The organism is Frigoribacterium faeni (assembly GCF_011761235.1).
GTDB lineage: Bacteria > Actinomycetota > Actinomycetes > Actinomycetales > Microbacteriaceae > Frigoribacterium > Frigoribacterium faeni_A.
In genome coordinates, this window is the sequence record NZ_JAAOYW010000003.1 from 15,948 (window position 1) to 37,420 (window position 21,473).

A 21,473-nucleotide genomic window follows, 5' to 3' on the forward strand; every position below is an offset into this window, starting at 1 on the left:
CGCCGTCGGCGCGGGCGGCGGGCTCAGTCGCCGAGCGTCAGGCTGAGCCGGCGCAGCAGGTCGGCGAGCCGCTGTTCGTCGCCCTCGCCCAGGTCGGCGAGGAGGCGGCGCTCGGCAGCGAGGAGGCGCTCGATCGCCGCGTCGACGGCCGCGCCCCCGGCCCGGGTCAGCCGCACGCGGACGCCGCGCCCGTCGAGGGGGTCGGTGCCCCGCTCGACGAGGCCGCGGGCCACGAGGCGGTCGATCCGGTTCGTCATGGCGCCGCTCGACACGAGCGTCTGCTGCAGCAGGGCCTTGGGGCTCAGCGCGTAGTCGCCGCCGGCCCGGCGCAGGGCCGAGAGCACGTCGAACTCCCACTGCTCGAGGTCGCTGGCGACGAAGGCGTCGCGTCGGGCGCGGTCGAGGTGCTTGGCGAGGCGGCCGACGCGCGAGAGCACGTGCAGCGGCGCGAAGTCGAGGTCGGGGCGCTCGTGCGACCAGGCCGCGACGATCCGGTCGACCTCGTCGCTGTGATCGGCGCGCCCTCTTCCAATCTGGGACTCATTGGGCATGACCGCACTCTTTCATACGATGACAGGCCGAGCCGAGACCGCACTTAATGGACTCCTCAATGGCAGTTTTCCGAGAGCCTTCGACAAGGGCGGCTGCAACGACTCAGATACCCCGGCCATGATTGCTAGGGTCTTCCTAAAGAGAAGGAAAACGATGACGGGGTCTCCCTTACGTTGGGCGGGAAGCAAGAGGAGTCTCTTGCCGTACATCCGTGCCGCTATGCCCGAAAGTTTCAATTCGTATCTGGAACCATTCATGGGGTCGGCATGTGTATTCTTCGACGTGGCTCCTCAGCGCGCCACCCTCTCAGACTTCAACCTCGAACTCGTGGATTTTTTCCGAGTTTTACGAGATAGCCCATCGCGGCTTTATAAATCATTCACCTCGTGGTCAATATCGGGTGACGACTACTATGATGTTCGCAGCCTTGACCCAGGGGATCTAGATACTGAAGAGCGCGCTGCGCGCTTCCTCTACTTGAATAGGTTCGCGTTTAACGGCGTTTACAGGACTAATCGTCAAGGTGTGTTCAACGTACCCAAGGGTGCGCGCACAGGCAGAATTCCCTCTCACGAAGAACTACTAGTAGCATCTCGACTCTTAGTGGGCAAGGAGATCAACCATGCTGACTATCTTGCTACTACGTCAGAAGCGGGGAAGGGTGACTTTGTATATCTGGATCCGCCTTACCGTAATGAGTCACGACCGACCTATGGTGAGTATGGCTATGGCTCATTCGGCCTCGAAGAGGATGTGCAATCCCTAGCTGTCGAACTAGACCGCCTTGACCGCCTTGGTGCTTTCGTAATGCTGTCTTTTAATGACGACTCGGGGTTGGAACAAGTGCTGGATAACTGGTTTACCACGCGTGTCTCACGCCGGCGCAACGTGGCGGGGGTCGCAAAGGCGAGAACAGAATTGCGGGGAGAAATTCTCTCAACGAACTATGGTCGAGGTAGCAATGCTTAGGGTCGCCGTCCTTAGCGACGTCCATGCATTTTCAAAGGCTCAACTCGAGGAGGGCCAGTCACGCCCTTCGTTTGTAGAAATCTCGAATCCCGATAACCCGGCTAATAACCCGTTTACTGCGCTGCACGAACTGATTGCGCGGGAGGGGCTCAAGGCCGATGTTCTTGTGTCGGGTGGTGACTTGGGTGATAAAGCATCACCCCAAGCCTTGACCTACGCGTGGAATGAGATTCGTCGGGTTCGGGCAGCCCTTTCTGCAGATGTGATGCTCGCAGCAACAGGCAATCACGACATGGACTCGCGAGCCATAAACGGATTTGATGCGAGGGGTGCGCTCCAAGGTCTCGAAGGGTATCCGTTTGAGGATGAGAATTTGCGCGACGCGTATTGGGCCAATAATGCCCTAGTGCAGCACCACGGAGCTTTCCGCTCCATTCTGCTGAACAGTGCGGCCTACCATGGTTACTCCGATGAATGGCAGCGGGGGCGCGTCTCGGCAAGAACACGCGATTATTTGAGAAACAAGCTGTCAGCAACGACCGACCCCGGTTTAAACGTCTTGGTGACTCATCATCACCTCTACCCATTGGGCGTCTCGAACCTCGGCGACCACAGTGAGATGCAGGAGGCTCCTGCTCTCTTGGAGCTGCTGTCGAGCGGCGATTTCGGTTCTTGGCTTGTGATCCACGGCCACCGGCATTGGCCTAGTGTCAGCAGGGCAAGCGGTGGTCAAGGTGCGCCTATTGTTTTCTCGGCAGGGAGTTTCTCCGCTGTCCTCTATGACGAGATCCAAGACAAAGCGCGCAACCAGTTCTACATCCTCGACATCGAGGAGAATGATGTCGGCCACAGAGTGCGCGGGACATTTCGCGCCTGGGATTGGATTTCTGATCAAGGTTTTCAACCCGCGCAGGAACGCTCGGGTTTACCTCACCTCGGTGGGTTCGGGGGTGCGAAAACCGGTGCTGAGTTAGCCGACGAAGTTGCGGCAATGTACACGGGTTCCGGTCTTCCGTTTATGCAATACAGCGCCCTTGTCGGCGCGATACCTGACCTGCGTTTTGCCATGCCTTCGGATTTTGAGGCATTCAAAAGCAGATTACGAGACCATCATTCGCTTCGTGTCTTATCAGATGAGGGCTTGCCGCAACAGGTAGGAAAGGGATCAGCTTCATGACTGCGTCCACCACGTCGGACTTCCTCGCGACTGCCAACGCGAGATTTCGGTCGCCGACCACGATAGCTCGAAGTTTTATTCCCCCGGAGCAATTTCGTCGTCTCGCCAAGCCATCTCACACGGTCATGGTCGGGCCGAGGGGGAGTGGAAAGACGACGTTGCTTAAGATGCTAACTCCGGAGGCTCTGGCGGAGGCAGCTCACAGCAAGCGCTTTCGCCTTGAGTCTGGTTTGCAATTTACTGGAATATTCATTCCTTCAGATATAGCATGGAGTAAACAGCTTCAGACGTATTCGAAATGGAACTTACCGGCAGAACTGTCGAGTGAGATATTTGAGGCCTCTTTTACGACTTCCGTCTTGCGCAGCTTTGCTGCTGCGCTCCATGATCGATTCACTCGACCCGTGCCGGCCACTTGGCTGGGCATTCAGCGCGTCACACTCGATCCTGGTGCCGAGTCGCAGTTGGCTCAAGCCCTAGCTGATCTTTGGTCCCTCAATTTACGTATACCTAGCCTGCTAGGGCTTAAGGCGGCTACTGCTGAGAGAATCGTCGACCTTGGTCGTATGGCCGCGCAACTTCATCGAACCGCGGCGACCGATGTAGTCGATGAGCGTCTCTTGTTGGGGCCCCTCGTTCCCCAACTGACTCTGGCGCTTGACACGCTCGAGGCACTCGTGCCGCAGGTGGCGGGGGAAAAGTGGGGGCTTCTATTTGACGAGCTTGAATTAGCTCCGCCGGAGACACGAAAGTCACTCATTGCGTCCATGAGGAGCGTCGATGAGAGGTTGATATTTAAGTTGGCCATCGCCCCTTACGCCTCAGATCTGTCTGAACTCGTTTCGGCCGTCGCGGCAATGCCCGGCCATGATCACGAAGAGATCTGGCTTAGCTACGGACACAAAGCACAGGCCATGGAGTTCAGTTATGAACTCATGCGAGCCTTAGTGCGTGACAGATATGGGCAAGCTGTTTCGTTGGAGTCCCTCCTTGGTAGTGCAGTATTCCCGCTAGATGATGAGGGGCTTGAATCGGCTGATGGGGTAAGTGGCACGCAGGAGGAGTTCGTTCGAGACTTGCATACGAGTGACAAGACTTTTCGAGCTTATGTTGCGCGGGTCGCAGGGGGAATCGAAGAACTTCTTTCGAGTACGGGACAAAAGCGGTCCCAGAACCTCCGGAAGGTCTTGCCACTTGTGATCGTTCGCGTGGCTTTTCGAACCCCAGATAATTCTGATGCCGCTCGCGGCTCTCGGCGCACGCGTACCCGCAAGAACCCTTATATCTACTCGGGTATGACTGCGCTCTCAACGTTACTGGAAGGAAATCCTCGATGGATTATCGGCGTGCTATCAACGCTGTTTGCCGAGATGCCAAGTCGGGTTTCAAGTTCTGAACAAAATGCTGAGATAGCTCGAACTCGGAATGCCTTCCGGGCAATGCTCTCGACCATTCCCGTACCAAATTCAGTTGATACGCGGCGAGGTCTTCTCTCCCTGATTAATAGCGTGGGTGAAACCTTCAGAGAGTCAGTGATTATCGAACCCTTCAACCCAGACCCAGTGGGAAGTTTTATCGTTGACAACAATGCTTCTGCAGCCCTGATCGAAGCTCTGGGGAGCGCAGTTAATGCTGGGGCTATCGTTTATGTTCCTGATAGCGCGGGGGCGGGGCTCCTAAGCTCCATGAAAGGAAAGCGTTTTAGATTGAGTTACTTGCTGGCAACTCAGTATCAGCTTCCACTACGACTCGAACGCAGCACATCACTGCGAACGATACTGACCCAATCAAACAAACAGACGCCTCTTGAGTTGTTTACTGATGAGTAGGCCAATGAGGGTCCGGAGTCTGCCGATGGCTGAGCGATATGATCTCCTTATTACAAGTGTTGGTTACGAGGCGCGAAGCAGGTACATCGCTGAGATCGTCGGTACCGTTGCAGCACGCAAGGTGGCCTTTAACTTTGACAGTCCAGGCGTCTTGAGTTTCGACCAAAACCTGCGTGTAGTTCGTGCACTTGGCTTCGAGGTTAGGCCGATCGATGATCAGTTCGCGGGCGCCCTTCGGCGTCTCTTAGAAGACGCGACGGACCAAGGTGTCCGAGCGATTGGGATAGATATTTCCAGCCTTACTAAATTCCACATTGCGGAGGTTGTTGATGTGTTCCATGAATCTAATCTTGAGTTGAGTGTTGATTTTCTCTACGCCCCGGCAAGTAGTGCTTCGTGGGTTCCCGTCGATGCCCCAATACAATATGCCGAACCAATCCATCCTGCGTTTGCCTCTTGGACGGATGACCCGCTCCTTCCACTCGTGGCCGTCATCGGGACGGGCGCGGAGGCTAATTTGGCCCTGGGCGTAGCTGAGCAACTTGACGTGTCGGGTGTTTATGCTTTTAGCCCCTCCGGCGCGGATGCCGAGTTTGACAGAATCAGTGCGGATGCCAATCACGATTTTTTCCTAGCAAACTATGTCGTGCGATCATCTACGTACGACCTCCTTGCTCCGTTTGAATTATTTTCACGTCTAGAGTCGCTTCTGTACGGGCTGACCGCTGAGACCCGCATAGCTCTCGTGCCTCTCGGGCCGAAAATATTCGCGCTGTGCTCTCTTCTGGCCTCTCTCGCTTCCGGGCGAGCGGCCACCGTCTGGAGATTCTCATTTGGGGTGGCAGAAAGGCCCGCGGACGTACAAGCTGCCGGCGTGGTCGTGTCACTTCGAGTTACTTGGTAAATTCGCGCCTTCTTGGCTTTCTGGCTGCACTGGTTGGTGCCGATGTCTCGCCCGCGAGGAGATGTAGCCTGCGTCTCAGCCAGATGGTCTCCCCGCAGTCCGCCCTGGTGCTTAGGCTCCCAGGTGCCCGGAGGTGTCTGCCACAATCATCATTGCGCGATTAGCGCGGTCCGCCATGGTGTAACGGCAGCACGACAGCCTTTGGAGCTGTTAGGTCCAGGTTCGAATCCTGGTGGCGGAGCCGGCCGATCCGGCCCCCGGGCCGCCCGCGTCGATAGCCTGCGGCCATGCCCTCCACCGCTCTCTCCCCCCTCGCCCGCGCCGCCCTGCTCGGCGTCCTCAGCGGCGCCCGCTCGGCCACCCCGTTCGCCGGCCTGGCCCTCGCGCGCGACAGCCGCACCGTCATCGGCAGCTGGCAGGAGTGGGCGCTGTTCCGCTCGCCGATCGGCCGGGTCATCGCCGTGGCGGCCGGGGCCGGCGAGCTCGTGGGCGACAAGCTGCCCTCGACGCCGAGCCGCGTCGCCGGCGGCGCCCTGTTCGGCCGCATCGCGGCGGGCGCCGTCGTCGGCCTCGCCATGGGCACGACCCAGCTGCGGGCCGACCGCCGCCTGCAGGGCGCCCTGGTCGGAGCGGCGGGCGCCCTCGTGGGCAGCTTCGCGGGGTACCTCGGCCGCAAGGCCGTCGTCGAGCGCACGGGCCTGCCCGACCTCGCCGTCGCGCTGGTCGAGGACGCCCTCACGGTCGGCGGCACCGCGGCCGTGCTGCGCGCGCCTCGCCGCTGACGTCCTTCCTCCCCAGCGCGAGCCGGGCCGCCGAGGTCGCTCCTCCCCAGGGGCCGGCCGGCCCGACCGCCGCACCGGACACGTCCTGCCGACCCGCGCCTCCTCGTCCGCCCGTGGGAGGATCGCCGGTGATCGACGCACGAACCCCACCTAGGAGACCCATGCCCGAACGCAGCCTCGCCGTCGTCGTCCTCGCCGCAGGCCAGGGCACGCGCATGAAGTCCTCGACCCCGAAGGTGCTGCACCGGCTGGCCGGCCTGCCGCTGATCCAGCACGTGCTCGAGACCGCCGGCGCGCTGCAGCCCGAGCACCTCGTCGCCGTCGTGCGGCACGAGCGCGACCTCGTCGTCACGAGCGTCGTCGAGACGAGCCCCGGCGCCCTCATCGTCGACCAGGACGACGTGCCCGGCACCGGCCGCGCCGTCGAGCAGGCCGTCGAGGCGCTCCCCGCCGACTTCGACGGCGACGTCGTCGTCGTCAGCGCCGACGTGCCGTTCCTCGACCACGCCACCCTCGGCGCCCTCCTCGACCAGCACCGCGAGGAGGCGGCGGCCGCGACGCTGCTGTCGGCCGTCCTCCCCGACGCCCACGGCTACGGCCGCGTGGTCCGTCGCTCGTCGGGAGACGTCGAGCGCATCGTCGAGCACAAGGACGCCACCGAGGAGGAGCGGCAGCTGCGGGAGATCAACTCCGGCACGTACGCCTTCACCGTCGCGGCCCTGCGCACCCACCTGCCCCGCGTCGGCTCGGCCAACGCGCAGAACGAGAAGTACGTCACCGACGTCGTCGGCCTGCTCACCGCGGCGGGCGAGCGCGTCTCGGCCCGCGCCGTCGACGAGACCTGGCGGCTCGAGGGCATCAACGACCGCGTGCAGCTCGCCGCCGCGGCCCGGCGCCTCAACGACCGCATCGTCGAGCACTGGCAGCGCGAGGGCGTCAGCATCGTCGACCCGCAGACCACCTGGATCGACCGCGACGTCTCGCTCAGCCCCGACGTCGAGCTGCTGCCCGGCACGCAGCTCAAGGGCGCGACCTGGGTCGCGACCGGCGCGGTCGTCGGCCCCGACACGACCCTGGTCGACACCGAGGTGGGCGAGGGCGCGGTGGTGAAGCGCACCGACGCGACCCTCGCCGTCATCGGGGCCCGCGCCTCCGTGGGCCCCTTCGCCTTCCTGCGACCCGGCACCGTGCTCGGCGAGGGCGGCAAGATCGGCACGTTCGTCGAGACGAAGAACGCCGACATCGGCGCCGGCTCGAAGGTGCCGCACCTCAGCTACATCGGCGACACCGAGGTCGGCACCGACAGCAACATCGGCGCCGGCACGATCACCGCGAACTACGACGGCGTCGACAAGCACCGCACCGAGGTCGGGTCGAACGTGCGCACCGGGTCGCACAACGTGTTCGTCGCCCCCGTTAGGATTGGCGACGGAGCGTACTCAGGCGCAGGGACGGTCGTCCGCAAGGACGTGCCGGCCGGCGCGCTGGCCTTGAGCATCGCCCCACAGCGCAATGCGAGCGGATGGGTCGAGGCGAACCGCCCCGGCTCCGCGGCTGCCCAGGCCGCCGCCCGCGCCGAACGAACGACCGACTGACCCCGTCGGGTTGGCCCTGCGGGGCCGGAGAGCGAGTGACGTGTCCGGAATCAAGATCACCGGCGAGAACCGACTCGTTCTGGTCTCGGGGCGTGCACACCCCGAGCTGGCGAACCAGATCGCGGCCGAGCTCGGCTCCGAGCTGATCCCGACCGACGCGCGCACGTTCGCGAACGGCGAGCTCTACGCCCGCTTCGACGAGAGCGTCCGCGGCGCCGACGCGTTCGTGATCCAGTCGCACTCGGCCCCGATCAACGAGTGGCTCATGGAGCAGCTGATCATGGTCGACGCCCTCAAGCGCGCCTCGGCGAAGCGCATCACGGTCGTCGCGCCGTTCTACCCCTACGCCCGGCAGGACAAGAAGGGCCGCGGCCGCGAGCCGATCTCGGCCCGCCTCGTCGCCGACCTCTTCAAGGCCGCCGGCGCCCACCGCATCATGAGCGTCGACCTGCACGCCCCGCAGATCCAGGGCTTCTTCGACGGCCCCGTCGACCACCTCTTCGCCATGCCGGTGCTGCTCGAGCACTTCCGCACCAAGCTCGACAACAGCACCCTCACCGTCGTCTCGCCCGACATGGGCCGCGTGCGCGTCGCCGACATCTGGAGCGAGAAGCTCGACGCCCCCCTCGCGATCATCCACAAGCGCCGCGACCCGCTCGTGCCCAACCAGGTCACCGTGCACGAGATCGTCGGCGAGGTCGAGGGGCGGGTCTGCCTGCTCGTCGACGACCTGATCGACACCGGGCGCACCATCGTCAAGGCCGCCGAGGCCCTCAAGGCCGCCGGCGCGATCGGGGTCGTCGTCGCCGCCACGCACGCCGTGTTCAGCGACCCTGCCCCCGAGATCCTCAGCAGCGCGGCCATCGACTCGGTCGTCGTCACCGACACCCTGCCGCTGACCGATCACCAGAAGTTCGACAAGCTCGAGGTCCTGCCGATCGCGCCCCTCATCGCCCGGGCGATCCACGAGGTGTTCGACAACGGGTCGGTCACCTCGATGTTCGACGGCGCGGCGTAGGCCGCAGCTCGTGCCCGTCGTCGAGTCGCGCTGCGTCGTGCCGGTGCCGGTCGACGTCGCCTTCGCGGTGTCGCAGACCACGGGCGAGGCGCGGCTCCGTTGGGACCCGTTCATCCGGCACCAGCGCTTCCTCGACGGCGCCACGCGGCCGGCCAAGGGCGTGCGCACCTGGACGGTGCAGCGCTTCGGCTTCCGGATGGAGAGCGAGTACGTCTCGTTCGCCCCGCCGACGAACGTGGGCTTCGCCATGACGAAGGGCTCGTGGTTCTTCGCCCGCATGGGCGGCGGCTGGCGCTTCAAGGGCGTCGAGGGCGACCCCGGCAGCACGGTCGCGACCTGGCGCTACAACTTCAGCTGCCGGCCGAGGTGGCTCGCCCCGCTCGCCGAGCGCATCGGGGTCGTCGTGCTGCAGCGCGACATCGACCGGCGCATCCGCGGGTACGCGCGCGGCTGCTCCGACCCGGTCGTGCTCGCCGCCGCCCGCGAGGCCCTGCCCGGGCCGGCGACCGCCTGACACAGAGGGGCGGGACGAGGCAGGCGCGTCCGCGCCCGCCTCGTCCCGTCCCGTCCGGGCGTCAGTGCGTCGACGGCTCCGTCTCGATCTCCGAGCGGTCGCCCGACCACAGGGTGTGGAACACGCCCTCCTCGCCGACCCGCTCGTAGGTGTGGGCGCCGAAGAAGTCACGCTGGCCCTGGATGAGGGCCGCGGGGAGGCGCTCCGACGCGAGCGAGTCGTAGTACGACAGGGCCGACGCGAACCCGGGCACGGGGATGCCCGACAGCGCCGCCTTCGCGACGATGCGCCGCCAGGCCTCCTCGCCGTCGCGGACCGCGGCGGCGAAGTAGTCGTCCTCGAGCAGCGTCGCGATGGTGGCGTCCTTCTCGTACGCCTCGACGATGCGGTTCAGGAACTGCGCGCGGATGATGCAGCCGCCGCGCCAGATCTTCGCCACGGCGCCCTTGTCGATGTCCCAGCCGTACTCGAGTGCACCCGCGATGATCGCGTCGAAGCCCTGGGCGTAGGCCACGATCTTCGAGGCGTACAGCGCCTTCTGCACGTCGTCCTCGAAGCCGTCGCCCGCCTCCTGCACCTCGGGACGGCCCTGCAGGGTCGCCTGCACGGCGGCGCGCTGGTCGGGCTTCGACGACACGGCGCGGGCGAAGACGGCCTCGGCGATGCCGCCGACGGGCACGCCGAGCCCGACGCTGTTCTGCACGGTCCAGACGCCGGTGCCCTTCGAGCCGGCGGCGTCGACGATCGAGTCGACCAGCGGCCCGCCCGTCTTCGCGTCGACCTGGCGCAGCACCTCGGCGGTGATCTCGATGAGGTACGACTCGAGCTCGCCCTCGTTCCACGTCTCGAACACGGCGGCGATGTCGGCCGGCTCGTGCCCGCCGACGCGGCGCAGCAGGTCGTACGACTCGGCGATGAGCTGCATGTCGGCGTACTCGATGCCGTTGTGGATCATCTTGACGAAGTGGCCGGCGCCGTCCGAGCCGATGTGGGTGACGCAGGGCTCGCCCTCGGCGACCGCGGCGATCGACGCGAGGATCGGGCCCAGCGTCTCGTACGCCTCCTTCGACCCGCCCGGCATGATCGACGGGCCCTTGAGGGCGCCCTCCTCGCCGCCGGAGATGCCGGCGCCCACGAAGTTCAGGCCGCGTTCCTTGAGGGCTGCCTCGCGCCTCCTCGTGTCCTGGAAGTTCGCGTTGCCGCCGTCGACGATGATGTCGCCCTCCTCGAAGAGGTCGGCGAGCTGGTCGATGACGGCGTCGGTGCCCTTGCCGGCCTGCACCATGATGATCGCCGTACGGGGCTTCTGCAGCGACGCCGCGAAGTCCTCGATCGAGGTCGAGGCCACGAAGCCGGCGTCGCCGTGCTCCTTCATCAGCGTCTCGGTGCGCTGGGGCGAGCGGTTGTACACCGCGACGGTGTTGCCCTCGCGGCTGGCCAGGTTGCGGGCCAGGTTCGATCCCATGACGGCCAGGCCGACGACTCCGATGTTCGCCTGGGCGGTGGGGCTGGACTGTTCTCCGTGTTCGGTCACGGTGCCTCCTTGCGGTCGATGACGCTCGCACACTATTCCTCCGTCCTGCGCCCCTGACAGGGACCGTCGGGTCCTGTCTCGCCGCAGGCCCCGGGTCGGTCGCGGCCTCGCCGGGACGAGCCGAGGAGGCGCGTCTACGCTGGGCGGGACCGCGCCGTCCCCGACACCGAGAGGCCCCCGTGCCCGAGACCCCGCTGCCCGCCCCGATCCCCCCTGTCGTCGTCATGGGGGTGTCCGGCTCCGGCAAGTCGACGGTCGGCGAGCTGCTCGCGCGCACGGCCCGCGTCCCCTTCGTCGACGCCGACGACCTGCACCCGCAGGCCAACCGCGACAAGATGGCGGCCGGCCACGCGCTCGACGACGCCGACCGGGCGCCGTGGCTCGAGATCGTGGCCCGGCGCATCGGCGACGCGGGGGCGGACGGCGTCGTCGTCGCGTGCTCGGCGTTGAAGCGGTCGTACCGCGACGTGCTCCGGGGCGGCGACCCGCGCCTCCAGTTCGTGCACCTGACCGGCGTGCGCGAGCTCGTCGCCGAGCGCCAGCGGGCGCGCAAGGGCCACTTCATGCCGCCGGGCCTGATGGAGTCGCAGTTCGCCACGCTCGAGCCGCTCGGCGACGACGAGCCCGGGTTCGACCTCGACGTGTCGGCCGGGCCGGACGAGATCGTCGAGGAGGCGATGGGCAGGCTCGAGGGCCGCTGACCGGCCCCGACGCGCTCGGACGGGCCGCCGACGCACCGCCCTCGGGCCGCGGCCGGGTTGGCGACACGCCCGGGTGGCCTGTAGCCTGGGCGTCGACTTCGGCGAGGGGTGCTCCGGCACCCGTTATCGACGCGGTAGGCAGGCACTCGGTCTCGTGACATCGTCCCCACGGCTGCGAGGTCCCTCCTCACGCGATCTGCGTTCGAGTTGACATCGACCCACACATCCCGGGCCGCCAGGCCCGCAGAAACGGAGACATCCATGGCTGACGACAACACCCTGTCCGCTCTCGTCCGCACCAGCTTCGGCAAGGGCGCGGCCCGCAAGATCCGCGCGAACGACCAGATCCCCGCGGTCATCTACGGCCACGGCACCGACCCCCAGCACGTCACGCTGCCCGGCCACGAGACGATGCTCATCACGCGTCGCTCGAACGCGCTCATCACCCTCGACATCGAGGGCGCCCAGCAGCTCGCCCTCGTCAAGGACATCCAGCGCGACCCGGTCAAGCAGGTCATCGAGCACATCGACCTCATCGTCGTCCGCCAGGGCGAGAAGGTCGAGGTGGACGTCCCCGTGCACATCGAGGGCGAGTCGGCTCCCGGCACCATCCACGTCGTCGAGCTCAACGCCATCACGCTCGAGGTGTCCGCCACCGCCATCCCGCAGTCGGTCGTCGTCTCGATCGAGGGCCTGGAGGACGGCGCGCAGGTGCACGCCTCCGACGTCACCCTGCCCGAGGGCGCCTCGCTCGTCACCGACGCCGAGGTGCTCATCACGAGCGTCTCCGTCCCGCAGCTCGACCTCACCACCGACGCCGTCGACGACGAGTCGGGCGAGGCCGCCGAGGCCGAGGGCGACGTGCCCTCGATCGAGGACGAAGAGCGCTCCGAGTAGCACCCGCCCCACCCGCCGACAGACAGCCCTGCCCCGTCTCCCCAGGAGGAACGCCCCGTGGACGACTCGCAGTGGCTCGTGGTCGGGCTCGGCAACCCCGGGCCCGACTACGCCGGCACCCGGCACAACGTCGGCCAGATGGTGCTCGCCGAGCTGGCGAACCGCCTGTCGGCGAGCTTCAAGAACCACCGCACCAACGCGAGCGTCGCGGAGGGCCGTCCTTTCCCGGGCGGCCCCCGCTTCGTCCTCGCCGCGCCCCGCAGCTTCATGAACCTCTCGGGCGGCCCCGTCGCGGCGCTGCTCAAGTACTACGACCTCGACGTGTCACGGCTGATCGTCGTCCACGACGAGCTCGACATCGACTTCGACTCGATCAAGCTGAAGCAGGGCGGCGGCCACGGCGGCCACAACGGCCTGCGCGACATCATCGCCGCGACCGGCTCGCCGGACTTCCTCCGCGTCCGCGTCGGCATCGGGCGCCCGCCGGGGCGCCAGCCCGCCGCCGACTTCGTGCTCAAGGCCTTCTCGTCGACCGAGCGCAGGGAGCTGCCGCTGCTGCTCGGCGACGCCGCCGACGCGGTCGAGATGATCGCCTCGGACGGCCTCACCGCCGCCCAGCTCAAGTTCCACACCGCGAAGGCCTGAGCCGGCCGGACGGCCTCGCTGCTCAGATCCCCGCCCTTCGCGGCGAGCGAACCGCAGGCGCGCTGTCGGCGGTGCCGAGTAGCCTTGTCGGGTGATACTCGCGGGCTTGATCCAGGCGCTCTCGCGCGCCTCCACGTACTCCTCTGCCCTCGAGCGGGCCGAGCGCAGCACCGACTTCTCCGTGGTCGACGGCCTGCGCGTGCCGCTCCTCGCGGGGCTCCTCTCCCGGCGCGCCGGGCCCCAGGCCATGCTCGTGGTCACGGCCACCGGCCGCGAGTCCGAGGCCGTCCGCCTCTCGCTCGCGAGCTACGTGCCCGACGCCGAGATCATCGAGTTCCCCGCGTGGGAGACCCTGCCGCACGAGCGGCTCAGCCCGAGCGCCGAGACCGTCGGCAAGCGCATCCACGCCCTCCGCCGGCTCGCGGCCTGGTCCGCCGAGGCCGAGGCCGCCACCTCGGGCGGCGGCGCCCCCGTGCGTCCCCTCGTCGTCGTCGCCGGCGTGCGCGCCGCCCTGCAGCCCGTGTCGGACAACCTGGCCGACCTCGAGCCCGTCGTGCTCACGGCCGGCGATCGCGGGCACGACCTCTCGGCCATCGCGACGCACCTCGTCGACCTCGCCTACGCCCGCGTCGACATGGTCACGCGCCGCGGCGAGTTCGCCGTGCGCGGCGGCATCCTCGACGTGTTCCCGCCCACCGCCGAGCACCCCGTGCGCGTCGACTTCTTCGGCGACGAGGTCGACCAGCTGCGGCGCTTCTCGGTGGCCGACCAGCGCAGCCTCGACGGCGAGGTCACGACGGTCGAGCTCGCTCCGAGCCGCGAGATGCTGCTGACCGAGCCGGTGCGCCAGCGGGCCCGCGAGATGCAGCACGAGTTCCCGGGCCTCGCCCAGATGCTCGCCAAGATCGCCGAGGGCATCCCGGTCGAGGGCATGGAGTCGCTGGCCCCCGCCCTGGTCGACCGCCTCGTCCCGCTCACGCACTACCTGCCGGCGGGCGCCTCCGTGGCCGTGCTCTCGCCCGAGCGCGTCCAGTCGCGCGCGCAGAGCCTGGCCGAGACGAACCGGGAGTTCCTGTCCGCCGCGTGGAACGCGGCGACGGCCGGCGCCGCGGCGCCCATCGACCTCGACGCGGGCGACTTCCTCGCCCTGCGCGACCTCCGCGCCGCCGCCGGCGACCGCGCCTGGTTCACGTTCAGCGGCTTCGACTCGGGCGAGGTGCTCACCGACGACGAGGCGGCCCAGGCCGCCGGCGACTACGTCCGCGTCGACGCCGCCCCCGTGCCGAGCTTCAGCGGCCACGCCGAGGGCGCGCTCGACCACGTCGTGGGTCGCGTGCAGGACGGCTGGAGCGTCGTCGTCACCGCCCGCGGCACGGGCCTCGTCGAGCGGGCCCGCGACGTGCTGTCCGAGCAGGGCGTCGCCGCCCGCCTGTCCGAGGCGCTGCCCGACGAGCTCGAGCAGGGCGTCGTGCACCTCGTCACCGGCGGCGTCGAGGCCGGCTTCGAGATGCCCTCGGCCAAGATCGCGGTGCTGGGCGAGAGCGACTTCTACGGCCGCTCGGCCAACTACGACTCGCGCCAGGTCAAGAAGCTCGCGAGCCGGCGCAAGAACGTCGTCGACCCGCTGCAGCTCAAGCCCGGCGACGTCGTCGTGCACCAGACGCACGGCATCGGCAAGTTCCTCGAGCTCACCAGCCGCGAGGTGTCGAGCGGCGGCCGCAACGCCGTGAAGAACAGCCGTGAGTACCTCGTGCTCGAGTACGCCCCCTCGAAGCGCGGCTACCCGGGCGACAAGCTCTACGTGCCCACCGACCAGCTCGACCTGCTCAGCCGCTACGTCGGCGGCGAGGCCCCGTCGCTGAGCAAGATGGGCGGCAGCGACTGGGCGTCGGCCAAGAGCAAGGCGCGGCGGGCGGTCCGCGACATCGCGGTCGAGCTCGTCAAGCTCTACTCGGCGCGGATGGCCTCGAAGGGCCACGCGTTCCCGCCCGACACCCCGTGGCAGCGTGAGCTCGAAGAGGCGTTCCCCTTCGCCGAGACGCCCGACCAGCTGACGACGATCGACGAGATCAAGGCCGACATGGAACGCCCGATCCCGATGGACCGCCTGCTCTCGGGCGACGTCGGCTACGGCAAGACCGAGGTCGCGGTGCGAGCCGCCTTCAAGGCGATCCAGGACGGCAAGCAGGTCGTGATGCTCGTGCCGACCACTCTGCTCGTCAAGCAGCACTTCGACACCTTCGCCGAGCGCTTCGCGGGGTTCCCCGTGCACCTGCGCAGCCTCAGCCGGTTCCAGAGCGCGAAGGAGAGCCGCGAGACGATCAAGGGCCTCGGCGACGGCACGGTCGACATGGTGATCGGCACGCACCGCCTGCTCAGCGAGAGCATCGTCTACAAGGACGTCGGGCTCGTCATCATCGACGAAGAGCAGCGCTTCGGCGTCGAGCACAAGGACGCCCTGAAGAAGCTCAAGACGAACGTCGACATCCTCGCGATGTCCGCGACGCCGATCCCGCGGTCGCTCGAGATGGCCGTCACCGGCATCCGCGAGATGTCCACGCTCGCGACGCCGCCCGAGGACCGCCACCCCATCCTCACCTTCGTCGGGCCCGAGAGCGACCGGCAGAAGGCCGCCGCCATCCGCCGCGAGCTGCTGCGCGAGGGGCAGGTCTTCTACGTGCACAACCGCGTGTCGAGCATCAACCGGGTGGCCGCCCAGATCGCCGAGCTCGTGCCGGAGGCGCGGGTCGCGGTCGCGCACGGCCAGATGGCCGAGTCCACCCTCGAGCAGGTCATGGTCGACTTCTGGGAGCGCAAGTTCGACGTGCTCGTCTCGACGACGATCATCGAGACCGGCCTCGACATCGCGAACGCGAACACGCTGATCATCGACCGGGCCGACAAGTACGGCCTGAGCCAGCTGCACCAGCTGCGCGGTCGTGTCGGCCGCGGGCGCGAGCGCGGCTACGCGTACTTCCTCTACGACGCCGACAAGCCCCTCAGCGAGACCGCCCAGGACCGCCTCGAGACGATCGCCGCGAACAACGAGCTCGGCGCCGGCATGCAGGTCGCCCTGAAGGACCTCGAGATCCGCGGCGCCGGCAACCTGCTCGGCGGCGAGCAGTCCGGCCACATCGCGGGCGTGGGGTTCGACCTCTATCTGCGCATGATCGGCGAGGCCGTCGGCGCGTTCCGCGGCGACGTGGCCGAGGGCCAGACCGAGCTCAGGCTCGAGCTGCCCGTCGACGCCCACATCCCCGACGAGTACGTCGAGAGCGAGCGGCTGCGCCTCGAGGCCTACCAGAAGCTGTCGACCGCGAGCTCGCCGACCTCGAGCGACGAGCAGATCGACTCGGTGCTCGACGAGCTCACCGACCGCTACGGCACGCCGCCCGCCTCGGTGCTCGCGCTCATCGAGGTCTCGCGCCTCCGTCGTGCGGCGCAGAAGGCCGGTCTCAGCGAGGTCGTCGTCATGGGCAGCAACCTGCGCGTGGCCGGCGCCGACCTCGCCGACAGCATGCAGGTGCGCCTGCAGCGCATGTACCCGGGGGCCCGCTGGTTCGGCCAGACCAACTCGGTGAGCGTGCCGCTGCCGAGCCGGCACGGCGAGAGCCTCGGCGACGACGAGCTGATCCTCTGGGTCGAGCAGCTGATGACGGCCATCTACGGCGCCGACGTGCCCCGGCCCGCGGTCGACGGGGTCTCCCCGACGGCCTGACCCGGCGGGGCGGCGCAGCGCCGCCTCGCCGACCACGACGACCCCGGTCGTCAGACGAGGAGGAGCGGTGCCCGAGCCCGAACGGCTGGAGTCCGAGGTCCGAGAGCTGTCCGACGTGGTCGAGGCCCTGCTCGCCGACGAGGGCGGCTGCGAGTGGAACCGCGCGCAGACGCACGAGTCGCTCGTCACCTACCTCGTCGAGGAGACCGCCGAGCTGGTCGAGGCCGTCGAGGACGGCACGTCCGCCGACCGGCGGGAAGAGCTGGGCGACGTCCTCTACCAGGTGGTGCTGCACGCGGCGCTCGCGGCCCGCGCCCCCGAGGGCCGCTTCGACCTGGCCGACGTCGTCCACGACGTGCGGCAGAAGACGGTCAGGCGGCACCCCCACGTCTTCGGGGGCGAGGAGGCGGCCGACGTCGACGACGTCGTGCGGCTCTGGACCGCGGCCAAGGCCGTCGAGAAGGCGGGCCGCCGCAGCGCCTGGGACGGCGTCCCGCTCGGCCTGCCCGCCCTGGCGCGGGCCCAGAAGATCGAGGCCCGGCGGCTGGCGGCCGGGGGAGGGGCCGCAGTCGACGAGCCCGCGACCGATGAGCCCGCGCCCGATGAGCCCGCGCCCGATGAGCCCGCGCCCGATGAGCCCGGTGACGGCGAGCTGGCCTGGGGGCGGCGCCTGTTGGCCGCGGTCGACCGTGCAGGTCGTGACGGCATCGACGCCGAGCGAGCGCTGCGCCGGGCCGTCCGCGAGCGCGAGGCCGAGCTGCGCTCGGACGAGGCCCAGCGTCGGGCGACACCGCAGCCCTGAGGCACGGGGGAGGGGGCGCCTCCCTGACCCGAACAGGGAGGCGCCCGGATGTGGGGCCGTCGTGACGCATCGTGCCGCGGTCGACACGGATGTCTCGCTGCAGCTCGGCTACGGACCACACCATCGCGCGGCTCGTGTGCTCGAGGGATCAGGCCCGAGCGAGCCGCTGGCGATGGGTCAACGGTAATAGCCCGGCGGGTGACATGTCAAGTGTGGAGGGGTGGATATCGGGTGAGTCTCGCTGCCGTCCCGCAATGGCGCGCAGCCGCTCTGTTATCGTCCGATCGACCGCTCGGCCCCCGCAGGACGGCGACGAACCGAGCAGCCGAAGGAGCACGTCCGATGCCTCGCAGACCGGACCCGACGCGCAAGCCCGAGCTCCTCGGCCAGATCGTCGAGCACCTCCGTGGTCGCTCCCTGGCCACCATGTCGTTCCGCACCCTCGCGGACGCCCTCGGGGTCAGCACCTACGTGTTCGTGTACCACTTCGGCAGCCGGGCCGAGCTCGTCGCCGAGATCGTGAGGGCCGTCGTCGCCCGCCACGACGAGGCGCTCGCCGTCGACGTCGCGGCCCTCGACGAGGCGGCCTTCGAGTCGCACATGGCGGCGGTCTGGGAGCAGTCCGTCAGCGACCGGGGCCGCGACCTCCGTCGCCTCGAGACCGAGGCGGCCCTGCTCGAGGTCGTCGCCGGCGACGAGGCGGGCACGGCGCGGCGTGCGCCTGAGCGCTGGGCCCGGCACCTGGCGACCTGGCTCGCGGGTCGCGGGGTGGGCGGCGACGAGGCGGCGCGGGAGGCCCGCCAGTACGCGGCGGCGCTCTGGGGGGCCCAGCTCGACGCCGTCGTGTCGGGGGACCTCGACCGCGCCGGGGTCGTCGCCTCGACGGCTCGTGCTCGGTTCGTCGCCGTCGCGCACCGGTGAGCGCGGCCGTCGTGCTCGCCCGGGCCGACATGAGGACGGACCGGGCACGAGGTGCCCGGTCCGTCGTGACGCTCCCCGCAGGGAAGGCGAGCGTCGGTGTCGGCGGTGCGCAACCCGATTCGCACCGCGACAGGGCCACAGTACATCGAATGTGAAATGTCGGCAAGTGCCGGCGATGACCCCGTCTCCGATCCGCTCTGGGATGATGGGCGGATGCCGTCACACGTGACCCCGCCGCGCGGGATGAGAGACTTCCTGCCCGCCGACAAGCGCCGCCGCGAGCGGGTCCTCTCGGTCGTCCGCGACGTCTACCGGGCGCACGGCTTCGACGAGATCGAGACGCCCGTCGTCGAGTCGAGCGAGTACCTGTTCTCCGGGCTGGGCGGCGACAACGAGAAGCAGGTCTTCGCGGTCCTCCGCCGCGGCCTCGACGACGACGCCCTCCGTGCCGCCGCGTCGCCGCTCGACCTCGCCGACCTCGGGCTGCGGTACGACCTGACCGTGCCCCTGGCGCGCTTCTACGCCTCGCACCGCGCCGAGCTGCCGACCGTGTTCCGGGCCGTGCAGATCGCCCCGGTGTGGCGTGCCGAGAAGCCGCAGAAGGGCCGCTACCGGCAGTTCGTGCAGTGCGACATCGACATCCTCGGCGAACCGGGGCAGCTCGCCGAGATCGAGCTCGTCTCGGCGACGACGGCCGTGCTCGCGGCCCTGGGGCTCGAGGGCACCTCCGTCCGGGTCAACGACCGGCGCGTGCTGCTCGGCGTCCTGACGCACTGGGGCGTCCCGGCCGAGCTGCACGACCGCGCCCTGCTCGAGATCGACAAGCTCGACAAGATCGGGGTCGAGGGCGTCGCGGCCCAGCTCGCGTCGATCGGCGTCGACGACCCCGGCATCGCCGCCCAGCTGGGGCAGCTCGGCGAGGCGACCTGGGACTCGGCGACCGCCTCCCCGCCTCCTGCGTGGCTCGACCAGGACGCCTTCGGCGACCTGCTCGCCCTGCGCGCGGCGCTGCCCGACGTCGCCCTCGTGTTCGACCCCACCCTCGTGCGCGGCATGGGGTACTACACGGGCACCATCTTCGAGGTGGCGCACCCCGACTTCGCCTACTCGCTCGGCGGGGGCGGACGCTACGACGGCATGATCGGCCGGTTCCTCGGCACGGACGTGCCCGCCGCGGGCTTCTCGCTCGGCTTCGAGCGCATCGTCGACCTCGTCGAGCTCGACGACGACGCCGACGACGGGCTCGTCGTGCTCTACGACAAGGCGGTCGCCCCGGCCGAGCTGCTGGCCCTGCAGAAGGCCCTGGTGGGCCGCGGGGAGGCGCGGGTGCGGCTGCAGAAGCGGGCCAAGAACGTCGCGGGGCAGCTCGACGCCCTCGCGGCCGCGGGGTTCCGGCGCTTCGTCGCGGTGCGCGGGGGCGAGGCCCTCGACGACCTCGAGGTGCGGCCCCTGGGCTGACGCGCCCCGCTGCCGTCCACGCCGCGCGGCTAGGATCGAGTCGACCGCGTGCCCCGCACGCACACCGACTACTAAGGAGTTCATCCGTGGCAGCAATCGACGCAGTAGGCGCCCGCGAGATCCTCGACTCGCGGGGCAACCCCACGGTCGAGGTCGAGGTCCTGCTCGACGACGGGACGGTGTCGCGCGCGGCAGTCCCCTCCGGAGCATCGACCGGGGCCTTCGAGGCCTACGAGCTGCGCGACGGCGACGACTCGCGCTACCTGGGCAAGGGCGTGCTCAAGGCCGTCGCCGCCGTCATCGACGAGATCGGCCCCGAGGTCGAGGGCATGGACGCCACCGACCAGCGCCTGGTCGACGCCGCGATGATCGAGCTCGACGGCACCGAGAACAAGTCGCGCCTCGGCGCCAACGCGATCCTGGGCGTCTCGCTCGCCGTCGCCCGTGCCGCCGCCGACTCGGCCGACCTGCCCCTGTTCCGCTACCTCGGCGGGCCGAACGCGCACACCCTGCCCGTGCCGATGCTCAACGTCATCAACGGCGGCTCGCACGCCGACAGCAACGTCGACATCCAGGAGTTCATGATCCTGCCGATCGGCGCGTCGTCGTTCGCCGACGCCCTCCGCTGGGGCGCCGAGACCTACCACGCGCTCAAGAGCGAGCTGAAGTCGAAGGGCCTCTCGACCGGCCTGGGCGACGAGGGCGGGTTCGCGCCGAACCTCGACAGCAACCGCGCCGCGCTCGACCTGCTGGTCGACGCGATCACCAAGGCCGGCTTCACCCCCGGCAAGGACATCGCGCTCGGCCTCGACGTCGCCTCGAGCGAGTTCTTCGCCGACGGCTCGTACACCTTCGAGGGCGAGAAGCGCGACTCCGCGTTCCTCGCCGGCTACTACGCCGACCTGGTGTCGGCGTACCCGCTCGTCACCATCGAGGATCCCCTCGACGAGGACGACTGGGAGGGCTGGGCCCACCTGACGAGCGAGATCGGCTCGAAGACGCAGATCGTCGGCGACGACCTGTTCGTCACGAACCCCGAGCGCCTCGCCCGCGGCATCGCGGCCGGCGCCGGCAACTCGATCCTCGTCAAGGTGAACCAGATCGGCACGCTGACCGAGTCGCTCGACGCCGTCTCGCTCGCCCAGCGCAGCGGCTACACGACCGTGCTCTCGCACCGCTCCGGCGAGACCGAGGACACGACGATCGCCGACCTCGCCGTCGCCACCGACGCCGGCCAGATCAAGACGGGCGCCCCGGCGCGCAGCGAGCGCGTGGCCAAGTACAACCAGCTGCTCCGCATCGAGGAAGAGCTGGGCGACGCGGCCGTGTACGCCGGCTACTCGGCCTTCCCGCGCTTCTCGGCGTAGCGACCGCCCGGCTGCGGCCGACCGCGCCGCAGCCGCACAGAGGCCCGTTCCCCTCCGGGGGAGCGGGCCTCTCGGCGTTCCGTGACCCTG

General features: G+C 68.4%; 18 protein-coding genes and 1 tRNA gene. 17 read left to right on the plus strand and 2 right to left on the minus strand.

The window, feature by feature from the left end; all coding sequences use genetic code 11:
- Positions 1–23 precede the first annotated feature (23 nt).
- The gene (locus FHR78_RS12185; RefSeq protein WP_166760831.1) at positions 24–551 is read right to left on the minus strand and encodes a MarR family winged helix-turn-helix transcriptional regulator; all 528 of its coding nucleotides are present in this window, start codon (positions 549–551) and stop codon (positions 24–26) included.
- Here FHR78_RS12185 and FHR78_RS12190 point away from each other — a divergent pair.
- The 9 genes from FHR78_RS12190 (at position 550) to FHR78_RS12230 (ending at position 9,340) form a co-directional block, all read left to right on the plus strand.
- Positions 550–1,521: a DNA adenine methylase gene (locus FHR78_RS12190; protein ID WP_166760832.1), complete on the plus strand. Its 972-nt coding sequence runs from the start codon at positions 550–552 to the stop codon at positions 1,519–1,521. The two genes, FHR78_RS12185 and FHR78_RS12190, sit on opposite strands and share 2 nt — an antisense overlap.
- On the plus strand, positions 1,499–2,698 hold the full coding sequence (locus FHR78_RS12195; protein ID WP_166760833.1) for a metallophosphoesterase family protein: 1,200 nt from the start codon (positions 1,499–1,501) through the stop codon (positions 2,696–2,698). The genes FHR78_RS12190 and FHR78_RS12195 overlap by 23 nt, the downstream gene beginning before the upstream one ends.
- Complete coding sequence (locus FHR78_RS12200; protein ID WP_432207155.1) at positions 2,695–4,527, plus strand: hypothetical protein; 1,833 nt, start codon at positions 2,695–2,697, stop codon at positions 4,525–4,527. The genes FHR78_RS12195 and FHR78_RS12200 overlap by 4 nt, the downstream gene beginning before the upstream one ends.
- A gap of 25 nt (positions 4,528–4,552) precedes the next feature.
- Positions 4,553–5,431, plus strand: coding sequence for a hypothetical protein (locus FHR78_RS12205; RefSeq protein WP_166760835.1), 879 nt, complete (start codon positions 4,553–4,555; stop codon positions 5,429–5,431).
- Between the two features lie 169 nt (positions 5,432–5,600).
- A tRNA-Gln gene (locus tag FHR78_RS12210) sits at positions 5,601–5,672 on the plus strand.
- Positions 5,673–5,718: 46 nt separating this feature from the next.
- Positions 5,719–6,213: a DUF4126 family protein gene (locus tag FHR78_RS12215; RefSeq protein WP_166760836.1), complete on the plus strand. Its 495-nt coding sequence runs from the start codon at positions 5,719–5,721 to the stop codon at positions 6,211–6,213.
- Between the two features lie 161 nt (positions 6,214–6,374).
- On the plus strand, positions 6,375–7,808 hold the full coding sequence (gene glmU, locus FHR78_RS12220) for a bifunctional UDP-N-acetylglucosamine diphosphorylase/glucosamine-1-phosphate N-acetyltransferase GlmU (protein WP_166760837.1): 1,434 nt from the start codon (positions 6,375–6,377) through the stop codon (positions 7,806–7,808).
- Positions 7,809–7,848: 40 nt separating this feature from the next.
- Entirely contained in the window at positions 7,849–8,826 is a 978-nt protein-coding gene (locus FHR78_RS12225) for a ribose-phosphate diphosphokinase (protein ID WP_166760838.1), read from the plus strand.
- A 10-nt stretch (positions 8,827–8,836) separates the two neighbouring features.
- A complete protein-coding gene (locus FHR78_RS12230; RefSeq protein ID WP_166760839.1) occupies positions 8,837–9,340 on the plus strand; it encodes an SRPBCC family protein in 504 nt (167 codons plus the stop codon).
- A 61-nt stretch (positions 9,341–9,401) separates the two neighbouring features.
- On the opposite strand, the gene gndA is transcribed toward FHR78_RS12230, so the two are convergent.
- Positions 9,402–10,805, minus strand: coding sequence for an NADP-dependent phosphogluconate dehydrogenase (gndA, locus tag FHR78_RS12235; protein ID WP_166761152.1), 1,404 nt, complete (start codon positions 10,803–10,805; stop codon positions 9,402–9,404).
- A 248-nt stretch (positions 10,806–11,053) separates the two neighbouring features.
- Here gndA and FHR78_RS12240 point away from each other — a divergent pair, with 248 nt between their 5' ends.
- The 8 genes from FHR78_RS12240 (at position 11,054) to eno (ending at position 21,383) form a co-directional block, all read left to right on the plus strand.
- On the plus strand, positions 11,054–11,575 hold the full coding sequence (locus tag FHR78_RS12240; RefSeq protein ID WP_347878188.1) for a gluconokinase: 522 nt from the start codon (positions 11,054–11,056) through the stop codon (positions 11,573–11,575).
- A gap of 261 nt (positions 11,576–11,836) precedes the next feature.
- Positions 11,837–12,472: a 50S ribosomal protein L25/general stress protein Ctc gene (locus FHR78_RS12245; RefSeq protein ID WP_166760840.1), complete on the plus strand. Its 636-nt coding sequence runs from the start codon at positions 11,837–11,839 to the stop codon at positions 12,470–12,472.
- Between the two features lie 57 nt (positions 12,473–12,529).
- Entirely contained in the window at positions 12,530–13,117 is a 588-nt protein-coding gene (gene pth / locus FHR78_RS12250) for an aminoacyl-tRNA hydrolase (protein ID WP_166760841.1), read from the plus strand.
- Between the two features lie 91 nt (positions 13,118–13,208).
- Positions 13,209–16,835 (plus strand): transcription-repair coupling factor, encoded by a 3,627-nt coding sequence (gene mfd / locus FHR78_RS12255; RefSeq protein ID WP_166760842.1) that lies wholly within the window; start codon positions 13,209–13,211, stop codon positions 16,833–16,835.
- 67 nt (positions 16,836–16,902) lie between these two features.
- A complete protein-coding gene (locus tag FHR78_RS12260) occupies positions 16,903–17,637 on the plus strand; it encodes a MazG nucleotide pyrophosphohydrolase domain-containing protein (protein WP_166760843.1) in 735 nt (244 codons plus the stop codon).
- 342 nt (positions 17,638–17,979) lie between these two features.
- Positions 17,980–18,558, plus strand: coding sequence for a TetR/AcrR family transcriptional regulator (locus tag FHR78_RS12265; RefSeq protein ID WP_166760844.1), 579 nt, complete (start codon positions 17,980–17,982; stop codon positions 18,556–18,558).
- Positions 18,559–18,771: 213 nt separating this feature from the next.
- Positions 18,772–20,016 (plus strand): histidine--tRNA ligase, encoded by a 1,245-nt coding sequence (hisS, locus tag FHR78_RS12270; RefSeq protein WP_166760845.1) that lies wholly within the window; start codon positions 18,772–18,774, stop codon positions 20,014–20,016.
- Between the two features lie 86 nt (positions 20,017–20,102).
- Positions 20,103–21,383 (plus strand): phosphopyruvate hydratase, encoded by a 1,281-nt coding sequence (gene eno, locus FHR78_RS12275; RefSeq protein ID WP_166760846.1) that lies wholly within the window; start codon positions 20,103–20,105, stop codon positions 21,381–21,383.
- The last annotated feature ends 90 nt before the right edge of the window (positions 21,384–21,473 follow it).

Coding starts and splice junctions, on each gene's coding strand:
- FHR78_RS12190 (WP_166760832.1), top strand. CDS start 550: ATGACCGCACTCTTTCATACGATGACAGGCCGAGCCGAGACCGCACTT.
- FHR78_RS12185 (WP_166760831.1), bottom strand. CDS start 551: ATGCCCAATGAGTCCCAGATTGGAAGAGGGCGCGCCGATCACAGCGAC.
- FHR78_RS12195 (WP_166760833.1), top strand. CDS start 1,499: ATGGTCGAGGTAGCAATGCTTAGGGTCGCCGTCCTTAGCGACGTCCAT.
- FHR78_RS12200 (WP_432207155.1), top strand. CDS start 2,695: ATGACTGCGTCCACCACGTCGGACTTCCTCGCGACTGCCAACGCGAGA.
- FHR78_RS12205 (WP_166760835.1), top strand. CDS start 4,553: ATGGCTGAGCGATATGATCTCCTTATTACAAGTGTTGGTTACGAGGCG.
- FHR78_RS12215 (WP_166760836.1), top strand. CDS start 5,719: ATGCCCTCCACCGCTCTCTCCCCCCTCGCCCGCGCCGCCCTGCTCGGC.
- glmU (WP_166760837.1), top strand. CDS start 6,375: ATGCCCGAACGCAGCCTCGCCGTCGTCGTCCTCGCCGCAGGCCAGGGC.
- gndA (WP_166761152.1), bottom strand. CDS start 10,805: ATGGGATCGAACCTGGCCCGCAACCTGGCCAGCCGCGAGGGCAACACC.
- FHR78_RS12245 (WP_166760840.1), top strand. CDS start 11,837: ATGGCTGACGACAACACCCTGTCCGCTCTCGTCCGCACCAGCTTCGGC.
- FHR78_RS12265 (WP_166760844.1), top strand. CDS start 17,980: ATGCCTCGCAGACCGGACCCGACGCGCAAGCCCGAGCTCCTCGGCCAG.
- hisS (WP_166760845.1), top strand. CDS start 18,772: ATGCCGTCACACGTGACCCCGCCGCGCGGGATGAGAGACTTCCTGCCC.